Annotated in this window: 16 protein-coding genes and 1 pseudogene; 3 read left to right on the top strand and 14 right to left on the bottom strand. The window is 60.3% G+C overall.

What is annotated here, in order from left to right; genetic code table 11:
- Nucleotides 1-52: 52 nt before the first annotated feature.
- The 13 genes and pseudogenes from F8N43_RS08210 to F8N43_RS08150 all read right to left on the bottom strand — a co-directional run bounded on the left by F8N43_RS08210 (nucleotide 53) and on the right by F8N43_RS08150 (nucleotide 16,038).
- Nucleotides 53-1,141, bottom strand: coding sequence for a mannuronate-specific alginate lyase (locus tag F8N43_RS08210; RefSeq protein WP_150653563.1), 1,089 nt, complete (start codon nucleotides 1,139-1,141; stop codon nucleotides 53-55).
- Nucleotides 1,141-2,538, bottom strand: coding sequence for an alginate O-acetyltransferase AlgX-related protein (locus F8N43_RS08205; RefSeq protein WP_150653562.1), 1,398 nt, complete (start codon nucleotides 2,536-2,538; stop codon nucleotides 1,141-1,143). The genes F8N43_RS08210 and F8N43_RS08205 overlap by 1 nt, the downstream gene beginning before the upstream one ends.
- 11 nt (nucleotides 2,539-2,549) lie before the next feature.
- Nucleotides 2,550-4,067: a mannuronan 5-epimerase AlgG gene (gene algG / locus F8N43_RS08200; protein WP_150640055.1), complete on the bottom strand. Its 1,518-nt coding sequence runs from the start codon at nucleotides 4,065-4,067 to the stop codon at nucleotides 2,550-2,552.
- Nucleotides 4,068-4,150: 83 nt separating this feature from the next.
- A complete protein-coding gene (locus tag F8N43_RS08195) occupies nucleotides 4,151-5,539 on the bottom strand; it encodes an alginate export family protein (protein ID WP_224787814.1) in 1,389 nt (462 codons plus the stop codon).
- Between the two features lie 41 nt (nucleotides 5,540-5,580).
- Entirely contained in the window at nucleotides 5,581-6,981 is a 1,401-nt protein-coding gene (locus tag F8N43_RS08190) for a sel1 repeat family protein (protein WP_150632981.1), read from the bottom strand.
- Nucleotides 6,978-8,192: an alginate biosynthesis protein Alg44 gene (locus F8N43_RS08185; RefSeq protein ID WP_150632982.1), complete on the bottom strand. Its 1,215-nt coding sequence runs from the start codon at nucleotides 8,190-8,192 to the stop codon at nucleotides 6,978-6,980. Before F8N43_RS08185 ends, F8N43_RS08190 begins: the two co-directional genes overlap by 4 nt.
- A gap of 65 nt (nucleotides 8,193-8,257) precedes the next feature.
- Nucleotides 8,258-9,739, bottom strand: coding sequence for a glycosyltransferase family 2 protein (locus tag F8N43_RS08180; protein WP_150640056.1), 1,482 nt, complete (start codon nucleotides 9,737-9,739; stop codon nucleotides 8,258-8,260).
- A 58-nt stretch (nucleotides 9,740-9,797) separates the two neighbouring features.
- Nucleotides 9,798-11,108: a nucleotide sugar dehydrogenase gene (locus F8N43_RS08175; RefSeq protein WP_150640057.1), complete on the bottom strand. Its 1,311-nt coding sequence runs from the start codon at nucleotides 11,106-11,108 to the stop codon at nucleotides 9,798-9,800.
- A 701-nt stretch (nucleotides 11,109-11,809) separates the two neighbouring features.
- Nucleotides 11,810-11,972: pseudogene (locus F8N43_RS08170) on the bottom strand (cytosine permease); the annotation flags it as partial.
- Nucleotides 11,973-12,258: 286 nt separating this feature from the next.
- Nucleotides 12,259-13,410, bottom strand: coding sequence for an acetylornithine deacetylase (gene argE, locus F8N43_RS08165; protein WP_150653560.1), 1,152 nt, complete (start codon nucleotides 13,408-13,410; stop codon nucleotides 12,259-12,261).
- Entirely contained in the window at nucleotides 13,407-14,084 is a 678-nt protein-coding gene (locus F8N43_RS08160; RefSeq protein ID WP_150653559.1) for a DUF1028 domain-containing protein, read from the bottom strand. Before F8N43_RS08160 ends, argE begins: the two co-directional genes overlap by 4 nt.
- Nucleotides 14,085-14,244: 160 nt before the next feature.
- On the bottom strand, nucleotides 14,245-14,661 hold the full coding sequence (locus F8N43_RS08155) for a RidA family protein (RefSeq protein ID WP_150632987.1): 417 nt from the start codon (nucleotides 14,659-14,661) through the stop codon (nucleotides 14,245-14,247).
- Between the two features lie 21 nt (nucleotides 14,662-14,682).
- The gene (locus tag F8N43_RS08150; protein WP_412072587.1) at nucleotides 14,683-16,038 is read right to left on the bottom strand and encodes a flavin-containing monooxygenase; all 1,356 of its coding nucleotides are present in this window, start codon (nucleotides 16,036-16,038) and stop codon (nucleotides 14,683-14,685) included.
- Between the two features lie 137 nt (nucleotides 16,039-16,175).
- On the opposite strand from F8N43_RS08150, the gene F8N43_RS08145 reads away from it, so the two are divergent.
- Nucleotides 16,176-16,556, top strand: a complete 381-nt coding sequence (locus F8N43_RS08145; protein WP_150639804.1) for a RidA family protein — start codon at nucleotides 16,176-16,178, stop codon at nucleotides 16,554-16,556.
- 94 nt (nucleotides 16,557-16,650) lie between these two features.
- On the opposite strand, the gene F8N43_RS08140 is transcribed toward F8N43_RS08145, so the two are convergent.
- Nucleotides 16,651-17,535, bottom strand: coding sequence for a LysR substrate-binding domain-containing protein (locus tag F8N43_RS08140; protein ID WP_150639803.1), 885 nt, complete (start codon nucleotides 17,533-17,535; stop codon nucleotides 16,651-16,653).
- A 158-nt stretch (nucleotides 17,536-17,693) separates the two neighbouring features.
- Between F8N43_RS08140 and F8N43_RS08135 the strand changes: the two genes are divergently transcribed.
- Complete coding sequence (locus tag F8N43_RS08135; protein ID WP_150653557.1) at nucleotides 17,694-20,717, top strand: FAD-binding and (Fe-S)-binding domain-containing protein; 3,024 nt, start codon at nucleotides 17,694-17,696, stop codon at nucleotides 20,715-20,717.
- Between the two features lie 332 nt (nucleotides 20,718-21,049).
- Complete coding sequence (locus F8N43_RS08130; RefSeq protein WP_150632992.1) at nucleotides 21,050-21,511, top strand: hypothetical protein; 462 nt, start codon at nucleotides 21,050-21,052, stop codon at nucleotides 21,509-21,511.
- The last annotated feature ends 61 nt before the right edge of the window (nucleotides 21,512-21,572 follow it).

The following is a 21,572-nucleotide window of genomic DNA, read 5'->3' as shown; positions in this document are numbered from 1 at the left end:
CCATTATTTGAAACACAAGCTCAATTCAGAGTGGCCGCATCGGCTGATGCCTTTATTCTTTCTGGTCAGCAAACAACTGGGTGATGTCGCCGCCCAGACGGTAGTTTTTCATCGGTTCGACCGATTGGCGCCAGCGGTTGGTTGCCGCCGAGCAGGCGTACAGCGCGCAGTAGGGTTCCAGCCAGGCAAACTTGCCATCCTCGTTAAGGTCTTCAAGTTCCTGTTTGTGGCCGGTCTTGCGTTCAAACACGCCTGGGTCTTTGATGCCTTCTTCCACCCGCGCCGCCAGACGCCGCATGGCGCCTTGGTTTTCTTCGCGCAGGTCGACGCCGTTGGCTTGGGCGAAGGAGGCGATCATCATCAGCGGTCCCATCGCGTAGTTGTGGTAAGCCAGTGCGCGGGTGTCGCGGCCCAGTTCGTTGGGCAAGTAGCCGTCTGCATCGACCTGGGACGCGCCGATGCGAAACTGCGCCACCGACCAGTCGAACAGGTCGCGTCGATCGACTACGACCGAGGCCGCCATGACGGACCATGCTGCCCAATACTGGTGGTTGTTGAGCCGGTCCAGCGGCTGGTCGCGCCAGTCGCGCACCACCTGTTCGGCAACCTTGCCGATCCAGTCCTCGATTGGCCGGGTCTGCGCTTCGCGGCCTCTCAGTGGCTGGGAGCGCGAGTATTTGAGCCGCAGATAAGCCGAGGAAACACTGCCCACCGCCCATTTGCGCATCGACTTGCCGGTGTGGGTGTAAGTGGTACTCAGCAGCGCCTGCGCCTTGGCCCAATCGCCGAGCCAACTCAAGGTGCAGTCCACATGACCGGGGCGACCGACCCGCAAATAGGCGGCGACCTGTTTGTTGACGCCTTTTTCCAGTTCGTTGATATCGCCTGACATTTCTTTGTAGCGTTTGTTGGATTTGGCGTTTAGCTGATCCCGCGCCTTGCCCGAGCCTTCGTATTTACTGGGGATCAACAGGTCACCGGTATAGGGTTTGGGCGTCGCGGGACAGTCCGGCGCGTCGCCTTTTTTTTCTATGGCCGGCGCGTAATAGCCCTGCGGCGGGCGAAGTTGAGCGCACGCCTGCACGATAGGCCCCATCAGAATGAAGGCCACGCCAACGGCGGCCCAGTGTGCCTGACGCATCAGTTTTCCTCCGCCTGCGCGGTGCGCAGGGACGGTGCAGCGGTGATCGCGGGTTTGACACACAAGCGGGTCGAGAGCGTTCCGGAGGTCATTTCCGGCGGTGGTTGCACGTCCATGGACAGAAACGTCTGATCGTCCCAGTCCCCGTCGCCGCGCAGTTCGAAGGCGAAGCGGCCCTGGGTACTGACCGTCGGCGAACGGCTCAAGCTGAGGTTTTCCTGGCGACCGTTCAGGTAGGTCAGGGTCGCGTTCAGCAGGCGTACGCCGGGATCAGAAAACGTGAGGTCGACCAGATAACGATTGCCCTTGATCGGATACACATTGCCGCCACCGCCGTTGAACAACACCTGATTGCGACCGCCGTGCAGGGTCGCCTGGCTTTTGAGCAGGGGGGCCTGGTTGTCGCAGCCATCGCTCAGCGCCGCCATCGCCTGCCGGGAGAAGCTGGATTTGCCGAGGCTGTCGAGATTGTCGGTTTCCCACACCAGCACCCTCGGCGGGGCGTTCTGGAAGTCGTCGCCGAGCAAGTAGGCGATCAACGAATCATCGTAGCCACCGCCCGGTACGCTGAAGTTGCGGACTGGGGTTTCCAGATATTGTTCGAGGAAACCGGCAAAGTTGAACAGCTCGCCGCTGGCGCTGGTGCCGATCAAGGCGACCTTGGCCGGGCCCTTGGAATCGCCCTGGGCGTGGGTTTGGTAACGGGTGACATACTGCGCCGCATAGCCGCTGCCACAGATCTGCGCGGCGGCTTTTTGCAGCGTACCCGAGCGTCCGAGCAGGCCCGCCGGCTGGCTGGCGAAGAGCTGATGCGGCAACGCCTTGAGCACATCGTTGCCCTTGAGCGACTGGGCCACCAATTGGGCGCTGCGGTCGGCGCCATAGGGTGTCCAGTTGTGGTCGCCCTTAAAGTAGAAGGGCTGCCCGGCGGGCTGTGGCTCACTCAACAGGGGAGTAAAGTCCGGGGCCGCAATACCCAGGCCGCGCACCCGGTCCAGGGTTTGCAGGTAGTTCTGCCGGGCGCTGGCCTGATCGAAGCTGGCCAGTTCCACCGGCGTCAGGCGGTCGGCGTGCAGCAAGCCGCGACTGGGCGGCATCACCAGCACCAGTTCGACCCCGCGCTGGGCGAGCCCGTCGCGCAGGCGCTTGAGGGTGTTGTAGCTGCTCTCGTCAAGGCCGAAGTCGGTGCGAAAATCACTGCGCGTGCGAAACAGCCACTGGTCCTTGGCCTCCACCAGCGTCGCGTAGTTTTTCAACTCCGGTGGTTCGTAATAGGTTGCCTGCGCCGCTTGCGGGCACAGCTGACAGCAGGCCTCGGCCGTGTAATTCGGCAGCGCCTGTGCCCCCATCGACATGGACAGCAAGGTCACAGCGGCAAATCCATGAAGGGTGTTCATCGGAAGGCTCCTCACAGTGTCACGGGCAGAATCAGCGCGGCGGCATGGCGGCGCAGGAGGATGTCCATCAAGTCGCTCTGAACCTCCCCCAGCAAACCGGTGAAGGCCAGGCCGTCCTGTTTCTGTGGCGCCAGAAAGGTCAAGTCATAGAGTTCCAGGCGCGTGGGTGAAAACACAGCGATGGGGCTGGAACCGTTGCCGATCAGCTTGCCGCCGACCACGGTGAGCGACAGTTTTTCTTCGTAGGGGTCCTCCTTCAGATCGCGGTCGCTGCCACGCAAATCCTTGATGTGGCCATAGATCCCGGTCAGGGCATTGGCCATCAGTTCGTTTTCATAAAGCCGCACGCCGGTGCTGTTGCGTACCCGGATGCCGTGCCGGTCATTGTCCGCCGCACGGTTGCGCCACATCAGGTTATTGCCGCTCTCATACAGGGTGATGCCGTCGGAGCGGTTTTTGTAGGTTTCGTTATAGGCCAGCAGGTTGTTGACGCTGGAACGGTCCAGGACGATGCCGGACAGCTGATTGTTGTAGGTGCGGTTGTAGATGATCCAGCTGTCGTTGACCTCTCGCGAAAGGATGATGCCGTGTTTCTTGTGGGTATCGAAGACATCGTTATGGGCAATGATCAGCCGACGCGAACGGTCGTGCGGGTCGATGCCATACACGATGTTCGCGCGAAAGGTGTTGCGCAGAATCACCACGTCGTCGGCCTCGTAGCAATAGAAGCCGAAATAGTTGTCGACGAACTGCGAATTGATCAGCCAGCCGGTCGGTTTTTTGCGCTTCATCTTCGGTGCCATGCTCGGGCTGTACTGGGAAATACTCACCCCGTAGCTCTTGCTCTCGGTGTAGCCGAAACTGGTGATGGTGCTGTTGACGATGTAGGTCTCGGTGCCGCCCCAGGAGATGAGAAACGGCCGAAACGTCTCCTCTTTTTTGAACCAGGCCGGGCTGTCGTCTTTCTCGCTCCAGGCGCTGACCTTGGTGTCGGTAATGAACAGCTTGCCGTCATTGACCAGGAAGGAACCGCCGTCCTGGGACAAGCGCAATTCCTTGACCGACTTGTCGATATGCAGGGTTGCGCCGGGACGAATGACGATCGGCAAGCGCGCGAGGAACACCCCCGGCGCGGTTTCGCGCAAGGCGGACTGTGGCAGGCTGCGCGCCAGTTGCGTCAGGCTCATGTAGCCGCGATCGATGAAGATCGCCACGGGCATTTGCTTCTGGCGCACCACCCATTCCTTGAAGCGATCCTCGCCGCCGATAAACTCGTCGAGCGCGTTTTCCTTGATCATCGGCTGGATCAAGGCACGGCCGGCGGGCTTGTAGGCAATCTTCGCGGCGACTGCCTCGGCGGTATAGCCGGACAGGTCGGGCATTTTCGGTTCCTTGATCAGCAACGGTTTCCCTGGCGCCTCGCTGATGGTATAGCGCGGTATCAGGATGTCACCCGCCGCATTGGCGCCTGCCGTCTGCATCAACAGCATGGCGGCGAGCAGCAGTCCTATCTTGACGACACGGTCCATAAGTCTCACTCATCAAAAATGCAGCCTGGTGTGTTCAATCTGCCGTTGCCAGCGATGGCGTCACCGCGGGCAACCACCGGGTCCTAGATTTTCCAGACGAAATCAATGAATGCCCGGTGCATGCTCGAATCGGTGTCATTGGCGTAGGCGTCACCGGGGAAGAACACACCCAGACGCAAGCGGATCAGTGCCGAGGGTTCGTCGACCCAATCCACCATGCTCGCGGGCAACAGGCCTTGTTTGAAGTACTTGGTCATGACCAGGTCGACTTCCTGGCCCAGGTCTTTCTCGCCGTCCACCAACGCTGCATTGACGATCCCGTCGTCGCCGGTTTGCGCCTTGTCGTCGACCCGCCAGAAGCGGTGGTAGACGAGGCTGGCGTCGTAGTCCTCGCGCATCTGCCAGGAGCCGAACAGCGTCGCCGTCTGGAGGTTGCTCAGTTCACCGCGAAAGGCTTCGCCGAAGCGGTGTACGCGTGAGCGGGTGCCGGTGAAGTTGGAGCGGTTGCTCTGCAGGCCGGTTTGCTGGAATTGATTTTCCTGGTCGTTACCGCCGCCGTCACCGCGGGCGGCGGCAGCACCGAGGCGCCAGCTTTCATCGATGTTCCAGCGTAAGCCAAGGTCTGCGGCCCAGGCGTTGACGTCGCCACTGGTGTGGCCTGTTGCGACTCGATCGCCGGTAGGGCTGATCACGCTGGAGAGGTTGTCGCGATCGCCTGTCAGCCAGGTTGCGGTGGCCCAGTAATTGAGCGGCATCGTCGAGCGATAGTTGTAGCCGTCACCGTTCGCTTCGAGACCGACCCAGGTCAGGCTGCCGGTGTTGGTCTTGTCGAGTGTATCGACCTGTTCGCCGGGATCGGGCAGGCTGCCGCTGTCCTCTGAGTGGTGGACACGCAGGCCTACCCAGTTATTGGGTGTCCATTGCGTTGAGATGTCGGCGAAGACATGGGAGCGGTCTTCATCTTCGGGCGCCAGGTCGTCGAAGTCGGTGCGATAGTCGGAAAAGCGTTGGGCGGCGCCGAGGTGGGTGCGCAGCAGCGTGGTTTCGAAGGTCCAGTTGAGCGCTTCGATGTTGGTGTCCATCCACTCGCCACTGTCCTCACGCAGACGCTGGCGTCCCAGGCGCAGATGCTCGCCCGGATAGGCCGTGATGCCTTGATAATCAACCCAGAACTCGCGAAGCGCCAGGTAGCTGTCATCCGCTTCACGGGTGTTGTTCTGGTCGGCGCCGTTGTTCACCGTATCGGTGTCGATGGTGTCGGTCGCCGCCACCGCCTGCGCCATCGTATAGGCGCTCCAGTTACCCCATTGGCCAAAGGCCCAGGGGCGCAAGTCGATGCCTATATCGTTGAGGGTGCCACCGGATGCCGTGCCAAGGTCCCGGTCGTCCTGCGACTCACCGGTAATCTTCACATCCAGGCCGAAATTTTTCGGCGCCCCTTCCGCCGCCAGCACCAGACCGGAGCTGCACATCAGCGAAACTCCCAGACCACAACCAGCCAACAATGCTTGCTTCATAGTAAGTCCTGTGGATCTTCCGGAGTTTGCAGCCTGGCTAAAGCCGCGCCCGTCAGACGGGCCTGGGCTTCTTCCTCAAGCATGGGTTGCGCGATGTTCCTCTCTGCCGGGGTCATTCCCGACTGCACGGCCAACAGCACTGGCCCTGCATTGACCACGCCCTGGCGTTGTGCGAGTTGCGCAAAGACAAAAGCGTTGATCCGATTGACCTTGACCCCGCGGGCTTCGGAAAACATGTGGGCCAGGGCCAAATCGGCGTTGGGCGAGCCATTGCGGGCTGCGAGCAGCAAATGTTGCAGTGCTTTCTGAGGTTCGACCTGGCCCAGGTAACCGCGCCGGTACAACTGGCCCAGATAGTAATGCGCCTTGAATTCACCGGCCGCGGCCGCCTTGAGCAAGTGTTCTTGCGCCAAGCGCGGATCTTGCGGCAACCATTTGCCGAGGTAATACAGCCGCCCGGTCAGCAGTTCCGCCCGTGGATCGCGCGCTTCGCGCCCGCGCTGCAAGGCCGAGAGTAATTGCGCCGCATCGCCTTGGGCGGGGTAGTCGTCGATCAACCGAGCCAGACTGGTCCAGGCCGGCGGATACTCCGGTGCCAGTTCCTCGAGCAGGCGCTGGGCGCTTTGCGGGTCGGCCTGGCCTTCGAGGGCCGGGGATGACAGCACGCGCGCCACCGATTCGACCCGCAAGGGCGCTACTTGTTTCCGGTGCCAAGCCTGGCGCAACTGCACCAACAAGTCCGCTTGCGCCTTGGGCTGGGCGCGCATGCGGTTGATGATGGCCAGCTCGACATAACAGGCATGGAGTACCTCCAGCCGCACCCGGCACATCTGTTCGATCTGCAGTACGTGAGCGTTATAGGTGCCTTGATTGCGGTAAATCAGAATCTGCGCCAGATCCACCCCGACAATGCCCTTGGCACGCCAGCTGTCGACCTTTTGTTGCGGATCCACGCCAGGCGTCAGTTGCGGGTAACCCAGGTACAACACCGTCAGCGGCACCACCGCACTGAATTCGCCGTTATCCAGCGCGTCTTCCAAAAATTGCCGGGCCTCTTGCACTTGCCGGGGAGTTGTCGGCCCCTTACGTAGCAACAAGCGGCCCAGACGTGACTGCGCCTTGGCCGATGTCGGTGCGGCTCGCCGGTACAAGGCTTCAGCCTCTTTCAGGCTTGCCGGGTCACCCACCGAGGCGGTCAAGTCGCCCATCCCGGCCTGTGAGTCGGCATAGCCATCCTTGGCCAGGGGCGCGTAGTTAGTGCGAGCCGTCTCGTAATCGCCGCGGGCCATGGCCTCGCGCGCCAACCCTTGATCGGGCAGGGTTCCGCAACCGTGGATCATCGTCAGAACCGCGGCCAGCGCAGACAACCGCAGCCCGGATAGCCCTGCGCCGTTCATTTTCCGGCCGCCATGACTTTATTTTCCCAGGTGTTCTTCATCCAGGTACTGGCCGCCGAGGCATTTTGCACCCAGGTATTACCCTGCAGGTCTTCGATACTGACCTCGACCGGCCGCCCGGCCTGATCGGTTTGCAACGGGCTGTCAGGCTCAATGGTGACCCGCAGGTCGGAGGCCAGGCCGCCGTTGTCCAGCGCTACCGCGGTGATTTTGCCGGTGCGTGGCTGTGCTTCTCCGATCAGTTGGAAGCTCACTGCCTTACCGGGCTGGATCTTGGCGAAATTCTTGTAGGGGAAGCGCGCCTCGATAGTTGCCACACCGTCGATCGGCATCAACTCGTACACCGTGGTGCCCTTGCCGACGACCTGGCCATCCGGCACCAGTTGCGACACCACCCGGCAATCGCATGGGCTGGTCAGCGAACCTTGCAGGGTTCGGCTGAACAGGCGTTCAAGATTTTCCGGCGTCGCCTGTCCGGGCGGCAGGTTGCCTTTCATCACATCCAGCAACGAGGCGGAAAAGGTGGCCAGCGGGGCCCCCTTGGCCACTACTGAACCCACTTTGACTAACGAATGGACGCTGCCGTCGCGCGGCAGACCGATCAACTGACCGGGCACATTGACCCGTGCCGATTCGGCATGAGTGATGAAGTAAATGCCATACAACTGGTGCGCCACATAAGCAAAGGCAGCCAGTCCCACCAGGAACATCAGCAGGCTGACTGTGGTCGCCCGCACGCGAGCGAACACACCCATGCCGCTGCCGCTTTCGTGCTTTCGCGGCTTGGCGAAATTGTCGCGCTGCTGGGTCGCGAGCATGTCACCCAGGCGGACCACTCCACCCGAAAGGTAAGAGGTGATCACGTAACGCAAGGCGGAGATGGCGCGCGGATGCAGGTTGTGGAACTCGCAACCTATCCGCTGCCCCTCGTCGTTAATCGAGCGCACCACAAACTCCACGTCGATGGCGAACCCTAGTGCATCGACCTGGAACACCAGTTTGCCTTTGTGTTGCCGGCCAACGATCAGCGATGTGCCCGGTTGACTGAGGCTGAAGCCGCCGGCCGACAAGTCGACCAGCTCGCAATCGAATGCCTCCCGGTCGGGCCCATGAAACTTGATCCTCGCCGGTAGAGTCAGACGCGCATGCTGACGCTGCACCTCCGACTCGTGCACGACATTGTCATCAACAGCAACAAAAGCTGTGTTCATATCGCGTTCCTTCCCATCGATTGAGTCCGATCCGGCAAGGCCTGCCGACTGCCCTGATACCTGCGCTACACAATCCACATCAGCAGTGCGCAAAACACGCTGCCGGCCGAAAACGTCATGGTCCGCGACGACCAGGTATTGAACCAGCGCTGATAGCTCGCCAGCCCGCGATCCAGTTTGGTTTTCTGGCGTGTCCACGATTGCTGGTCGAGGCGGAAGAACACATAAATCTTCACCATGGCGCCGACCAACTGGTTGTAATAGAGAATCACTGGGTAAGCCGGCCCGACCGGGTGCCCCGAGGCCAGCAACAGAAGACTGAGGATCAGGCGAGTCACGCCGATCCAGAGCACATAGATCATCAGGTAGGCGATGCTGTATTTGAGGCTGGCAATGATCGCCACCGATGGCCCGAGCAAGCTGGCCCACATCGATACGCGTTGGTCGAGCAGCACCAGCGAAGTGAACCAGCCCAACCGCCGCACGCCCAGGTGCAGAGCCCGGGAGTTCTGCCGCAGGTTATTGCCATACCAGCGAAACATCAGCTTGCGGCTGGCCTTGAAGAAGTTTTTTTCCGGGGGATGCTCGACGGTGTTGATCGCTGCATCGGGCACATAAAAGGTGTCGTAGCCCAGCCGCATCAGGCTGTACCAGCTGGACTTGTCATCCCCGGTCAAAAAGCGGAAACGGCCCAGACGCCAGTGCTGCAGATAATCGCGCTCGACGTCCTGGATAAAACCGGGATCGGTCACCACCTGGGCGCGGAACACCGACATCCGCCCGGTCATTGTCAGTACTCGTTTACCCAGTGCCATCGAGCACATATTGATGTGCCGCTGGGCGAACCGCAGCTTGTGCCATTCGCTCATCAGGTAGCTGCCGCGTACCTCGCAGAACTCATTGGTGGTCAGCCCGCCGACGTTCGGAAACAGTTTGAACCAAGGCACCGTCTGCCGCACCAGCCCGGGCGAGAGCACGGTGTCACCATCGACCACCGCCACCACCGCATCGGCGTCCGGCACGTGCCGGGAGATCGCGCGAAAACCATGGGCCAGGCCATCACGCTTGCCGGTGCCGGGAATCCGCACGAAGCTCAGTTGGACCTGCTCCGGTGGGCTGTAACTGTCCCAGAGCGCTTTGATCAGCAGTTCATCGGCGAGCTCGACGATGGAACAGACCACCGTGGTCGGATAGCCACAGCCGATGGCCTCTTCGATCACCGAGCGGTACACCTGCGCCGTGGTCAGCGCCTCGATACGAAAACTGGTGACCAGTAAAAACACGTGGGACGGATCGGCACTGCTGCCGAGCCGGGTGACTTTGCGTCTGTAGTACGGGAACACCAGATAAAGGAACAGCAAGCCCCGAAGGTAATGGACAGCGCCCATCGAATACCGCCAGATACCGATCGCCCCCAGCAACAGGAGAAAGTCCCTGGATTGCGGATCGAACACTGAGCGCGGCAGCAACAGTGCAAGCGCCATCAGCGCGGTGACGTAAAACAGCCACCCCGCAGCGTCGCGCAAATAATCCCTGGAATCAGCCATACCTGTGACCCCTGTTCGATAAACCCCGAGTCGCTCGGGGGGCAGCCCGGCGCCGCACTTACCAGCAAATACCCTCGAGCCGATCGTCACTGGTGTGTTGCATGAAGCCCACCAGGTCAACCACCTGCTTGCCTTCAGGCACATCAAGCGCAATGGCTTTGAAGGACTCGTCACCGTTACCCAGTACAATCACGTCCGCCTCCTCGATCACCTTCGTCAGGTCGGCTTGCAGCAGCGAAGCCAGGTGCGGAATTTTCGACTCGATGTATTCCTTGTTGGCCCCGTAGATGCGCGCGTATTCAACGTTGCGGTCGAAGATATGCAGGTCATAACCCTTGCCGATCAACATTTCGGCCAATTCCACCAGCGGGCTTTCGCGCAGGTCATCGGTGCCCGCCTTGAAGCTCAGGCCGAGCAGGGCGATACGCCGTTTGCCGTAACTGGTGATGATGTCGAAGGCTCTTTGTACCTGGGCCGCATTGCTGCGCATGATCGAGGCCAGCAGCGGGTGCTCGACGTCCAGTTGCCCGGCGCGGTAGTTCAGCGCACGCACATCCTTGGGCAGGCAAGAGCCGCCGAACGCGAAACCGGGGCGCATGTAATAACGCGACAGGTTGAGTTTGGTGTCCTGGCAGACAACGTCCATCACATCGCGACCGTCCACACCGACGGCCTTCGCGATATTGCCGATCTCATTGGCGAAGGTCACTTTTGTCGCGTGCCAGACGTTGCAGGTGTATTTGATCATCTCCGCCACTTCGATGCTGCGGCGCAGGAGTGGCGCATCCAGCTCTTGATAGAGTGTGGCGAGCATGTCACCGCTGCGCGGCTCGAGTTCACCGATTACCGTCATGGGTGGGCAGTTGTAATCCTTGATCGCGGTACTTTCGCGCAGGAACTCCGGGTTGATTGCCACGCCGAAATCGACCCCGGCCTTCTTGCCGGAACAGTCTTCCAGTATCGGGATTACCACATTCTTCACGGTGCCCGGCAGCACCGTGCTACGCACCACGACCGTATGCCAGCTGTCCTTGGTATGCAGGGCTTCGCCGATCTCGCGACAGACCGATTCCATGTAGACCAAATCCAGATCGCCGTTCTTCTTGCTGGGTGTACCGACAACGACGAACGACATCTCCGTGGCCATCACTGCCGCCTTCACATCATCGCTACCGCGCAGTAGCCCCAGCTTCACCCCTTGCTCGAGCAGAGGTTCCAGGCCCGGCTCGACGATTGGCGATTTACCCTGATTGATCAGGTCTATTTTGACTTTCGAGACATCCACCCCGATTACGTCATGGCCGCGAGCACAAAGACAGCCCGCACATACAGCACCCACATACCCCAAACCAAATATGCTGATACGCATCGGTGAGTTCCCCATATACCTGAATTCGAAAGGCTATCGGCATGCCGCACAGGCCGACAGTTACTCTAGCGGGTCAACTAAACGGCAGTTTGATTCAACGTGATTGTCGGTTCTGCACTTGCAGAAAAAAGAGTGTAGTCACAGATCATCTGGGTGCTGTCATTTTTTTTAACAGAATTTTCGAACACTTCGTGCCGACAATATAAGTAGTCGGCTTACAAAGAAAGTGCCAAAAGACCTGGTGTGAACAAATAATAGTAAATATTCATTAAAAACAGTCACTTAATTAGATTATCGCGATTGGTTATATAGGTAGATTATGCATTTCTGCACCAGAATCAGGCGGGAACTTACATTGTTTTTTTGCACCGGCACTGGCGCGGTGCAATGCCAGTTTTACAGTTTTGTAATGGCGGTTAATCAAGTTTTTCTTATGTTGTAAAGTTGCTGAAACACGTCAATTAATTAGTGTCTGTTTTATTGGCGTTTTCATTGCGTGCGATAGTCAATATCTTCGGGCTGGGAGTTTCCTCAAACAACAAAAAAACCGCATCGCAGCGGTTTTTTTTTGCGATTGAATGTACGGACTAGAGGCTGTTGACGAATGTTCCGGTAGAGAGGCGGCGCTTGTACGCGGTGTCGCGATTGGCCAGCCAGAAGTCGATCAGGTTGATTGCGGTCCATGGCACCAGCACCACCCGTCGTGCGCCGAGGGCGCCGGTGACGATCGGCAGCGGCGCGATGTTTCCGCCCGAACCAGAGAATGAACAGGTGACGGGTTTTGCCGTGGCGATCTTCGGGCGGTACGTAGCCGATGGTGTGTTTTTCAATGAGTGGGGCCCAGGTTGTTGTTGCGGTAACCATGACGGACGCCAAGGCAATTTTGAGTACGTGGAGGTACTGCGGTGAGCGTCGCTTGGGGGCGGCGCTTTTCTTGTTGGAGTTGATGATGTGCGGTGGTTAGCGATAGATAAATTACAAAGATTGTTGGTACAGACGTTAAAAAATGTAGGTCGCCGGGCAGCCGAAAACCCTGTGGGAGCTAGCCTGCTAGCGATGGCGATCTGTCAGCCAAATCAGTGTTGACAGTCAAATCGGCATCGCTAGCAGGCTAGCTCCCACAGGGTTTTTGGGGTGTTCAAAATCTTTGTTATTCGCTAATTGATAGCAGCATTCGTTGCAGCATGGCATCGCAGGCATTGAGTTGATCGAGGCTGACGAACTCGTCCGGTTTATGGCCCTGATCCATGCTGCCGGGGCCGCAGACGACGGTGGGGATGCCGGCTGCGTCGAACAGACCGCCCTCGGTGCCGAAGGCCACCATTCCAAAGGCCCTGGAGCCGCAGAATGCAGCGATCAACTCAGCCGCTTCGCTGTGTGCATCGGTCGCTAATCCGGGATATGCCGAGAGTTCACTGAAGCGAATCTCACTCCGGTCACTGACAGCCCGCATTCGCGGCAGCACGTGTTGCTCGGCGTAGGTTTTCAGGTCCCGGGCGACGTCGTTCGGATCATGGGAGGGAAGGGCGCGGATCTCGAAATCGAAACGGCAATCGGCGGGGACGATGTTCAAGGCTTTGCCGCCGCCAATCACGCCGGTTTGCACGGTGGAAAATGGCGGATCGAAACGCACGTCGTGATGCTCGGGCGCTTTGAGCCTGTCGCCGATCCGTCCCAGCTCTCCGATCAATTCGGCGGCGTACTCAATGGCATTGACCCCAAGCGGCGCATACGCCGAATGGCACGCGTGGCCGTGAATATCACAGCGTATCGCCAGTTTGCCTTTGTGGCCGAGCACCGGTTTCAGCTCGGTCGGTTCGCCGATGATGCATAGCATCGGTTTGACTGGCCGTTGCTCCAGCTCCGCCAGCAACGAACGCACGCCGAGGCAGCCGACTTCTTCATCATAGGAGAGCGCGATATGCACTGGCAGCCGCAACGAGGTGCTCACCAAGGAAGGCACAAGGGCAAGCATACAGGCAATGTAGCCCTTCATGTCTGCCGTGCCGCGGCCGTACACCTTGCCATCGCGCTCTGTGAGTTCGAACGGCGGCACGGTCCATGGCTGGCCGTCGACGGGCACCACGTCGGTGTGCCCCGACAGCACGATGCCCGGCTTGTCAGTCGGGCCGATCGTGGCAAATAGATTGGCCTTGCTGCGCTGCTGGTTGTAGATCAGTTCGCAAGGCACATCGCAGCTGGCGAGGTAGTCGCGGACAAACTCGATGAGCTGCAGGTTGGATTCGCGACTCGTGGTGTCGAACGCCACCAGCGCCTTCAGCACATCGCGACTGCTGCTCATCGGTCATCTCCGGCGACGCCGTAGCCGGGGGATTTATCGGGGGCGAGGGCGCGGTCGATGTAGTCCTGGACTTGCGGGCGGTAGGCGTCCCACAGTTTTTCCAGCTGCCCGATCGGATCGTTGTCCGCCCAGTCGACCCGCAGGTTGATGATCGGCCAGGTCAGTTCGCCGACCACCACCATCGCCGCCGAATGCACCGGCCCGGCTTCGCCACCGGCGGCAATGGCGGCTTTCATCGCCGCGAGCAAGCGGTCGGCCAGTTGGCCTTCACCGTGTTCGAAGGCTTCAACCATGGCTTCGATCACCGCGCTGTCCGCAAGCATGTTGCCGGCGGCCACACATTGTTCGCCGGACACGGCGTTGTGGTTGCCCAGGGTTTGCGCGCCGCTGAAGTGGGCGGTCTGGCCAAGGTGGTCAATCGCAGTGATTTGCCGGTATTGGCTGTAGCCGTTGCGCGTGAGGACTTTGTCCAGTGCATTGAGGGGGGCGAGGCCTTGCTCCATCAGGGCCAGGACGTCCGGGCCGAGGGAGGGCAGGGTAATGTTTTGCGTGGAGACGGCGCCGACGCCCGGCAGCAGCCACGGGCAACGGGCGCCGACGGCGATGCTGGAAGAGCTGATGGCGATGCCGAACTGGCCGGTTTCGGGGCAACGGGCGGCGATGGAGAAGGTCATGGATTTTGCTCCTTGGTTTGCCGGGGTGATGTGGTTGTCAGCTGACGCCATCGCGGGCAAGCCCGCTCCCACAGGGGTCTTTGGTGGCCACAGGTTTGTGTACGACGACTAACCTGTGGGAGCCGGCTTGCCGGCGATGGCCGCGATGCGGTCTGTTTCCTTACTCAGGAATCACCGCAATCACATCAATCTCCATCAACCACTGAGGCTGCCCCAGTGCCGACACCACCAGCCCGGTCGAAATCGGAAACACGCCTTTGAGCCATTTGCCGACCTCCTGATACACCGGCTCGCGATACCGCGGATCGATCAGGTAAGTCGTGGTTTTAACGATGTGACTGAGATCGCTGCCAGCCTCTTCCAGTAACTGCTTGACGTTACGCATGGCCTGTTCGGCCTGGGCTCTCGGGTCACCGAGACCCACCAGTCTGCCTTCGAAATCCGTCCCGACCTGGCCACGAACATACACCGTGTTGCCAGCACGGACGGCTTGGCACAGGTCATTGTCCAGGCTCTGATTCGGGTAGGTTTCCTGGGTGTTGAACATACGAATACGGGTATGGGTGGGGGTAGACATATGAAGCTCCTGAACAATGGCTTAAGCGCTGGCAGTTTTTTTAGGGGCGAGCGAAACAGCTTCAGCCTCGCGTTGCGCTGCATCGTGGTAGTCGAGATACGAGCGCTGAATGGCGATGTGATCAGCCACATATTTGGCATCGTGCCAAACGCCCCAGATGAACGAAGACCCGCGACGCGACTGCCATGGCAGGCCGAGGAAATACACCCCCGGTTCGCTCGACACGCCGCGCTGATGCTGCGGTTTGCCCTTGTCGTCGAAGGCGTCAACGTTGAGCCAGCTGTAATCGGTGGCAAAACCGGTGGCCCAGATGATCGAGGTCACGCCGGCCTTGGCCAGGTCGAGTTCGAGAATCGGCTGGGTCACGCATGCCGGATCGGGGAAGGTGATGCGCGCTTCGGGTTCTTCCGGCAACTCCAGGCCATTGCGTTCGATGTAGGCGTCGGCGGCGTTGAGCAACGCCAGATAATTCTCATCGCCACGCGCCAGGTTCTCGGCCAGGTTCGGCTGGAAAGTCGCCACCCCGCCATTGAATGAATGAGTCAGACCAACCAGCGTCATGCCGCGATGGGCGAGGCCTCGAAAGTCCACGGTGCGGCCGCCATGCGCGCCACTCACCGCGATGGTCACGTGTTCGCGACCGGGCTTCATCGCCGCTTGATCCCACTCGCCAAGCACCCCCAGCCACCAGCAGAAATCCCGGTTGCGATAGGCGCGAGGAGGACGGTCGTGGGCGCCGACGGAGAGGTAAACCTGCTTGCCAGAACGTTGCAATTCATCGGCGATCTGCACGCCTGACGAGCCGGCACCGACCACCAAAACAGCGCCTTCGGGCAGTTGCTGCGGGTTGCGGTAATCGGCGGAGTGAATCTGCAGGAACGGCTGATCTTGCGGGGCAATCGGCGGGATGACCGGACGCTGGAACGGCCCGGTGGCGGCGACCACGCGGTTGGCTTCGATCACGCCTTCAGAGGTTTCAATGGTGAATCCCGGACGACCGATGTTGCGTTCAACCTTCAGCACATCCACGCCCGTGCGGATCGGCGCGTTGAATTTCTTCGCATAGGCTTCGAAGTAATCGGCGACACGCTCTTTCGGCGCAAACGCGTCCGGGCTGAGGTCGTCAAAATCAAGACCCGGAAAACGGTCATGCCACGCCGGGCCATTCGCCACCAACGAATCCCAGCGCCCGGTGCGCCAGCGCTCGGCAATACGGTTGCGCTCCAGCACCAGGTGCGGCACGCCCAGTTTGCTCAGGTGTTCACTCATGGCCACGCCAGCCTGACCGGCGCCAACAATCAGCGTATCTGTTTTTATTTTTTCAGTGGTCATCTCAATACCCTCGACGTTGGAGTCAGGTCGCGAACGGCCTGCCATTTCTTGGGCTCAAGACTAGGGATGACCCTGGTATCGGTAAAATATTATTAAGCTGGCATTTGAGTATAAATAACTGAGGCAGAGCCCCGATTCTGTAAACTGGCTGCCCTTTTCACGCCCTCCAACAAGAGAACCCCATGGCTAACCAAGACATCACCTTCACCCCTGATCCCGACGCGGATTCCATCTCCTCCGACGTTGCCGGTTTCAACGGCATCCTGGTCTCCACACAGATCCCGACCCGCGCCGACGGCAGCCTGGAACTGGGCGACATCACCCTGCAGAGCGAGTGCACGTTGCAGGCATTGAAGGTTGCGCTGGAGCGCGCCGGCAGTTCCATGGACCGCGTCATGCACCTGACCATCTACCTCACCGACATGGCCGACCGCGCCGCGTTCAATGAGGTTTACAAGCGTTTCTTCGCCAAGCCGTGGCCGGTACGTGCAGCGGTTGGCGTGGCATCGCTGGCGGTTGACGGCATGCGTGTGGAAGTGACCGCGATGGCGGCCAAGAGCTGAGCACAACCGCAGGAGCGAGGTATGGCCCGGTCCTGCGCACACCGTCGCCTTGCCGGCGATGGCGGCGCCCGGCGGAACACTCAGCCGGCGTCGCTCATATTTGCTCCAGCAGCCAGGTACGGAAGGCGATCAGTGAGGGCAGTCTTTCGTTGCGCGGTGGGTAGGTCAGGTAGTAACTGCGCTGACTGGCGAAGGGCAGGTCCAGGCTGATCAGCTCGGCGCTGGCCAATTCGTCGGTCACCAGGATGCGCGGCACCAGGCCGATGCCGATACCCGCTCTCACGGCCTGGATCAAATGTGAAGTGAGTTCGAAACTGGGCCCCAGGCGCATCATTCGATGGGGCAAGCCGTGGTGGCTGAACCACTCGCCCCAGACGTTGGCATTGTTCGCGACGTTGAGCAGCGTCTGTCCGCCAATGCGTTCCGGGGTCCAGGCGTCATGGGCCGCGGCCGCTTGTGGAGAAATGATCACCATCAGTTCTTCCGTATGCAGTCGATGGCTGATCAGGCCCGGCACGTCGGCAGTGCCGACGACGATCGCGGCATCGATGCCGCTGGTTTCGAAGTCGATGGCTTCGATCCGGGAATTGATGTGCACCAGCATGCCTGGATGGGTTTTGTAGAAATCATGAAGGCGCGGCAGTAACCACTTCGAGCCGAACGTGGGCAGTGTGGCCAGGCGTAAGGTTCCGCTGCCTGATTGATAAGCCAGCGCCTGCAATGTGGCGCTGCGGATGCGTCCGAGCGCGTCACTCATTTCCCGCTGGTAAAGACGACCGACATCGGTCAATTGCACCTGGCGGCCTTCACGGCGAAACAGCGTCAGGCCCAGTTGCTGCTCCAGCGCCTGGACTTGCCGGCTGACGGCGCTTTGAGTCAATGACAGCTCTAGCGCGGCGCGGGTATAGCTTTCATGCCGGGCGGCGGCTTCAAACGCCAGCAGCAACGACATGGAAGGGGTGAGGTGGCGGTAATTCATTCGTAAAAGTCATCAATAGCGGCAGGATTATCCGTTTGTCTGGCGCCAGAACCTGCAGGATCATTGGCTCAGCCGACGACCTGAGGCTGACCTATTAATGCTCAGGCGACAAGTGTTTTGATTTTTCCGTGATTAGACCTACAAGAGACCCTCCAGCGATGATCGCCCAGTTGCTTCCCGCTGCGCCCGCGGCACAGTACCCGGAATTCCTCCAGGCCTTGCGTGCCAATGGCTTGCGCGGTCAGCTCAGTGCCGACTATGCCACCCGCACCGTATTGGCGACCGACAACTCGATTTACCAGCGTCTGCCGCAAGCGGCGGTGTTCCCACTGGATGCGGACGATATCGTACGCATCGCGACGTTGATGGCCGAACCGCGCTTTCGCCAGATCAAGCTGACCCCGCGCGGCGGGGGGACCGGCACCAACGGCCAGTCGTTGACCGATGGCATCGTGGTTGACCTGTCGCGGCACATGAACAAAATCCTCGAAATCAACGTCGCCGAGCGTTGGGTGCGGGTGCAGGCGGGCGTGGTCAAGGACCAGCTCAATGCCGCGCTCAAGCCCCACGGGCTGTTCTTCGCCCCGGAGCTGTCGACGTCCAACCGGGCAACCGTTGGCGGCATGATCAACACGGACGCCAGCGGCCAGGGCAGTTGCACCTACGGCAAGACCCGCGATCATGTGCTGGAACTGCACAGCGTTCTGATCGGTGGTGAACGCCTGCATAGCCATCCGCTTTCCGACTCGCAACTGGAAGCGGCGTGTACGCAGTCCGGCCGCATCGGTGAGGTCTACCGTACCGCGCGGCAGATTCAGGAAACCCAGGCCGACCTGATCGAGTCCGTGTTCCCCAAACTCAACCGGTGCCTGACCGGTTACGACCTGGCGCACCTGCGCGACGAGCAAGGGCGTTTCAACCTCAATAGCGTGCTGTGCGGAGCGGAAGGCTCGCTGGGGTACATCGTCGAGGCCAAGCTCAACGTGCTGCCGATTCCCAAGTATTCGGTGCTGGTGAACGTGCGCTACAGCAGCTTCATGGATGCGCTGCGCGATGCCAACGCGTTGCTGGCGCACACGCCGCTGTCCATCGAAACCGTGGACTCCAAGGTATTGATGCTGGCGATGAAAGACATCGTCTGGCACAGCGTCGCCGAGTATTTCCCGACGGATGCCGAGCGCCCCACGCTGGGCATCAACCTGGTGGAATTCAGCGGCGAAGACGTGGCGCAAGTGGACGCTCGTGTGGCCTCGTTCGTGACGCATTTACAGGCCGACACGACGATCGAACGGCTGGGCCACACGCTCGCCGAAGGTGCGGAAGCGGTGACCCGTGTCTACACCATGCGTAAACGCTCTGTCGGGCTATTGGGCAACGTCGAAGGCGAAATTCGCCCGCAGCCTTTTGTCGAAGACACCGCCGTGCCGCCGGAGAAACTGGCCGACTACATCACGGAGTTCCGCGCATTGCTCGACGGTCATGGCCTGGCCTACGGCATGTTCGGTCACGTCGATGCCGGTGTGTTGCACGTGCGTCCGGCACTGGACATGAAAGACCCGGCCCAGGCTGCGCTGGTCAAGCCGATTTCCGATGCCGTGGCCGAGCTGACGCGGCGCTATGGCGGGCTGCTGTGGGGCGAGCACGGCAAGGGATTGCGTTCGGAATATGTTCCCGAGTTTTTTGGCGAGCTGTACCCGGCGCTGCAATCGCTCAAGGGGGCGTTTGACCCGCACAATCAGCTCAATCCCGGCAAGATCTGCACCCCGCCGGATGCTGCCCAAGGCCTGCTCAAGGTCAACGAAGTGACGCTGCGCGGTGATGTTGATCGGCAAATCGACGAGCGCGTCTGGCAGAGTTTCGGCAGCGCCGTGCACTGCAACGGTAACGGCGCTTGCTACAACTATGACCCCAACGATGCGATGTGCCCGTCGTGGAAGGCCACGCGCGAACGCCAACATTCGCCGAAGGGCAGGGCGTCATTGATTCGCGAATGGTTGCGTCTGCAAGGCGCGGCCAACATTGATGTCTTGCAAGCGGCCCGGGGCAAATTGACGTGGTTGAGCGGATTGCCGACGCGCTTGCGCAATAACCTGGCGCGCTCGCGCGGCGAGACGGATTTCTCCCATGAGGTGTACGACGCGATGGCCGGCTGTCTGGCCTGTAAGTCCTGCGCGGGACAATGCCCGGTCAAGGTCAACGTTCCGGAATTCCGCTCGCGTTTTCTCGAGCTGTATCACGGTCGCTATCAACGCCCGATCCGCGATTATCTGATCGGTTCGCTGGAGTTCACCATTCCCTACATGGCCTACGCACCGGGCCTGTACAACGCGGTGATGGGCTCTAAATGGGTGAGCCGCTTGCTTGAACGGCACGTCGGCATGCTCGACAGTCCACTGATCAACCGCTACGACCTGCAGGCCACGTTGACGCGCTGCAAAGTCGCTGTCGCCAGTGTGCCAGCCCTGCGCGAATTGACTGCCGCACAACGGGAGCGAAGCGTGGTGTTGGTGCAGGACGCCTTCACCCGATACTTTGAAACACCGTTGCTGGCGAGCTTTATCCAGTTGGCGCATCAGTTGGGCTACCGCGTGTTTCTGGCGCCCTACAGTGCCAACGGCAAGCCTTTGCACGTGCAGGGTTTCCTTGGTGCATTCGCCAAAGCGGCGGTCCGCAACGCCAATCAGCTCAACGCCCTGGCCGACTGTGGCGTGCCGTTGGTTGGACTGGATCCGGCGATGACGCTGGTCTACCGCCAGGAGTATCAGAAAGTGCCGGGGCTCGACGGCTGCCCGAGCGTCCTGCTACCCCAGGAGTGGTTGGTTGACGCGCTGCCTGAGCGGCCTCATGGCGTTGCACAGACGTTTCGTTTGATGGCGCACTGCACCGAGAAGACCAACGTCCCGGCCAGTTCTTCGCAATGGGAAACCGTGTTTGCCCGGCTTGGGCTGAAGCTGGTGACCGAGGCGACTGGCTGTTGCGGCATGTCGGGTACTTACGGCCATGAAGCACGTAATCAGGAGACCTCGCGGACTGTTTTCGAGCAGTCATGGGCGGGCAAGCTGGAGAAGGCAGGTGAAGCGCTGGCGACCGGGTATTCGTGCCGCAGCCAGGTCAAGCGCCTGGCCAACAGGCAACTGCGTCACCCGCTGGAAGTGGTGTTGGAGCATGTACGCGTTAAGTGAGGGAGGGCGAGTAGTCCATTGGAGGGCCAGCGTGCTCCGTGCCATTGCCGAGGCTCGCCAACCTCGGTCGATGTGAGGCGCCCTCACCTGGTTTCAGGGACCTCCAGGCCGCCTGGATAGAAAGAGCGGGTCATGTGTATCGCTGTGTATCCAGACCCGCTCTACAGATGCTGGCGTACAAATGCCCCTTGATCCGGATACATCCGGGATACACGGTTGCAGTCAAATAGCCTGGCCTTGGCGAGAAAGCAAATGCACCTCGCACCACGGCTTATCGCCCTGGTGGCATGACCCTGAGCGGCTCACCGCACACAGTATCTGGAGAAACAACCATGTCCCATATCTCGAACAAATCCCGTATTGGCCTGATCGCTGTTGCGCTGGTTGGCAGCATGAACCTTGCTTCGTCCGCCTTCGCTGCTGACGCGCTGCCCCAAGGCTACCAGCTCGCCGCCGCTGAAAAGACCAGTGAAGGCAAGTGTGGCGAAGGCAAATGTGGCGCCAGCGAAACCGGTGCCAAGGCCACCAAGGCCGGTGAAGGCAAGTGCGGTGAAGGTAAATGCGGCGACGCTTCCTTCGCGCGCACCGACACCGACCACGACGGCCGCGTTTCCCTGAAAGAATTGCTGGCTGTTGCTCCGCAGGGCACTGAAGAGTTCAAGGCGATGGACACCAACAACGATGGTTTCCTCTCCGAGGGCGAGGTCTACAAATTCCGCACCAACCAGTTCACCTCCAACGGCAAGAAAGTACCGACCGAACTGTTCACCAAAATGAGCAAAGCGCAGAACTGATAGCGGGTGCCGTCAACCGCTACGACACCGGTGTGGCGAGATAGGGTTTTCTCTATCTCGC

It is taken from the genome of Pseudomonas fluorescens (assembly GCF_902498065.1).
Classification (GTDB): Bacteria; Pseudomonadota; Gammaproteobacteria; order Pseudomonadales; family Pseudomonadaceae; genus Aquipseudomonas; species Aquipseudomonas fluorescens_BJ.
This window is presented reverse-complemented; position numbering and strand designations above follow the sequence as displayed.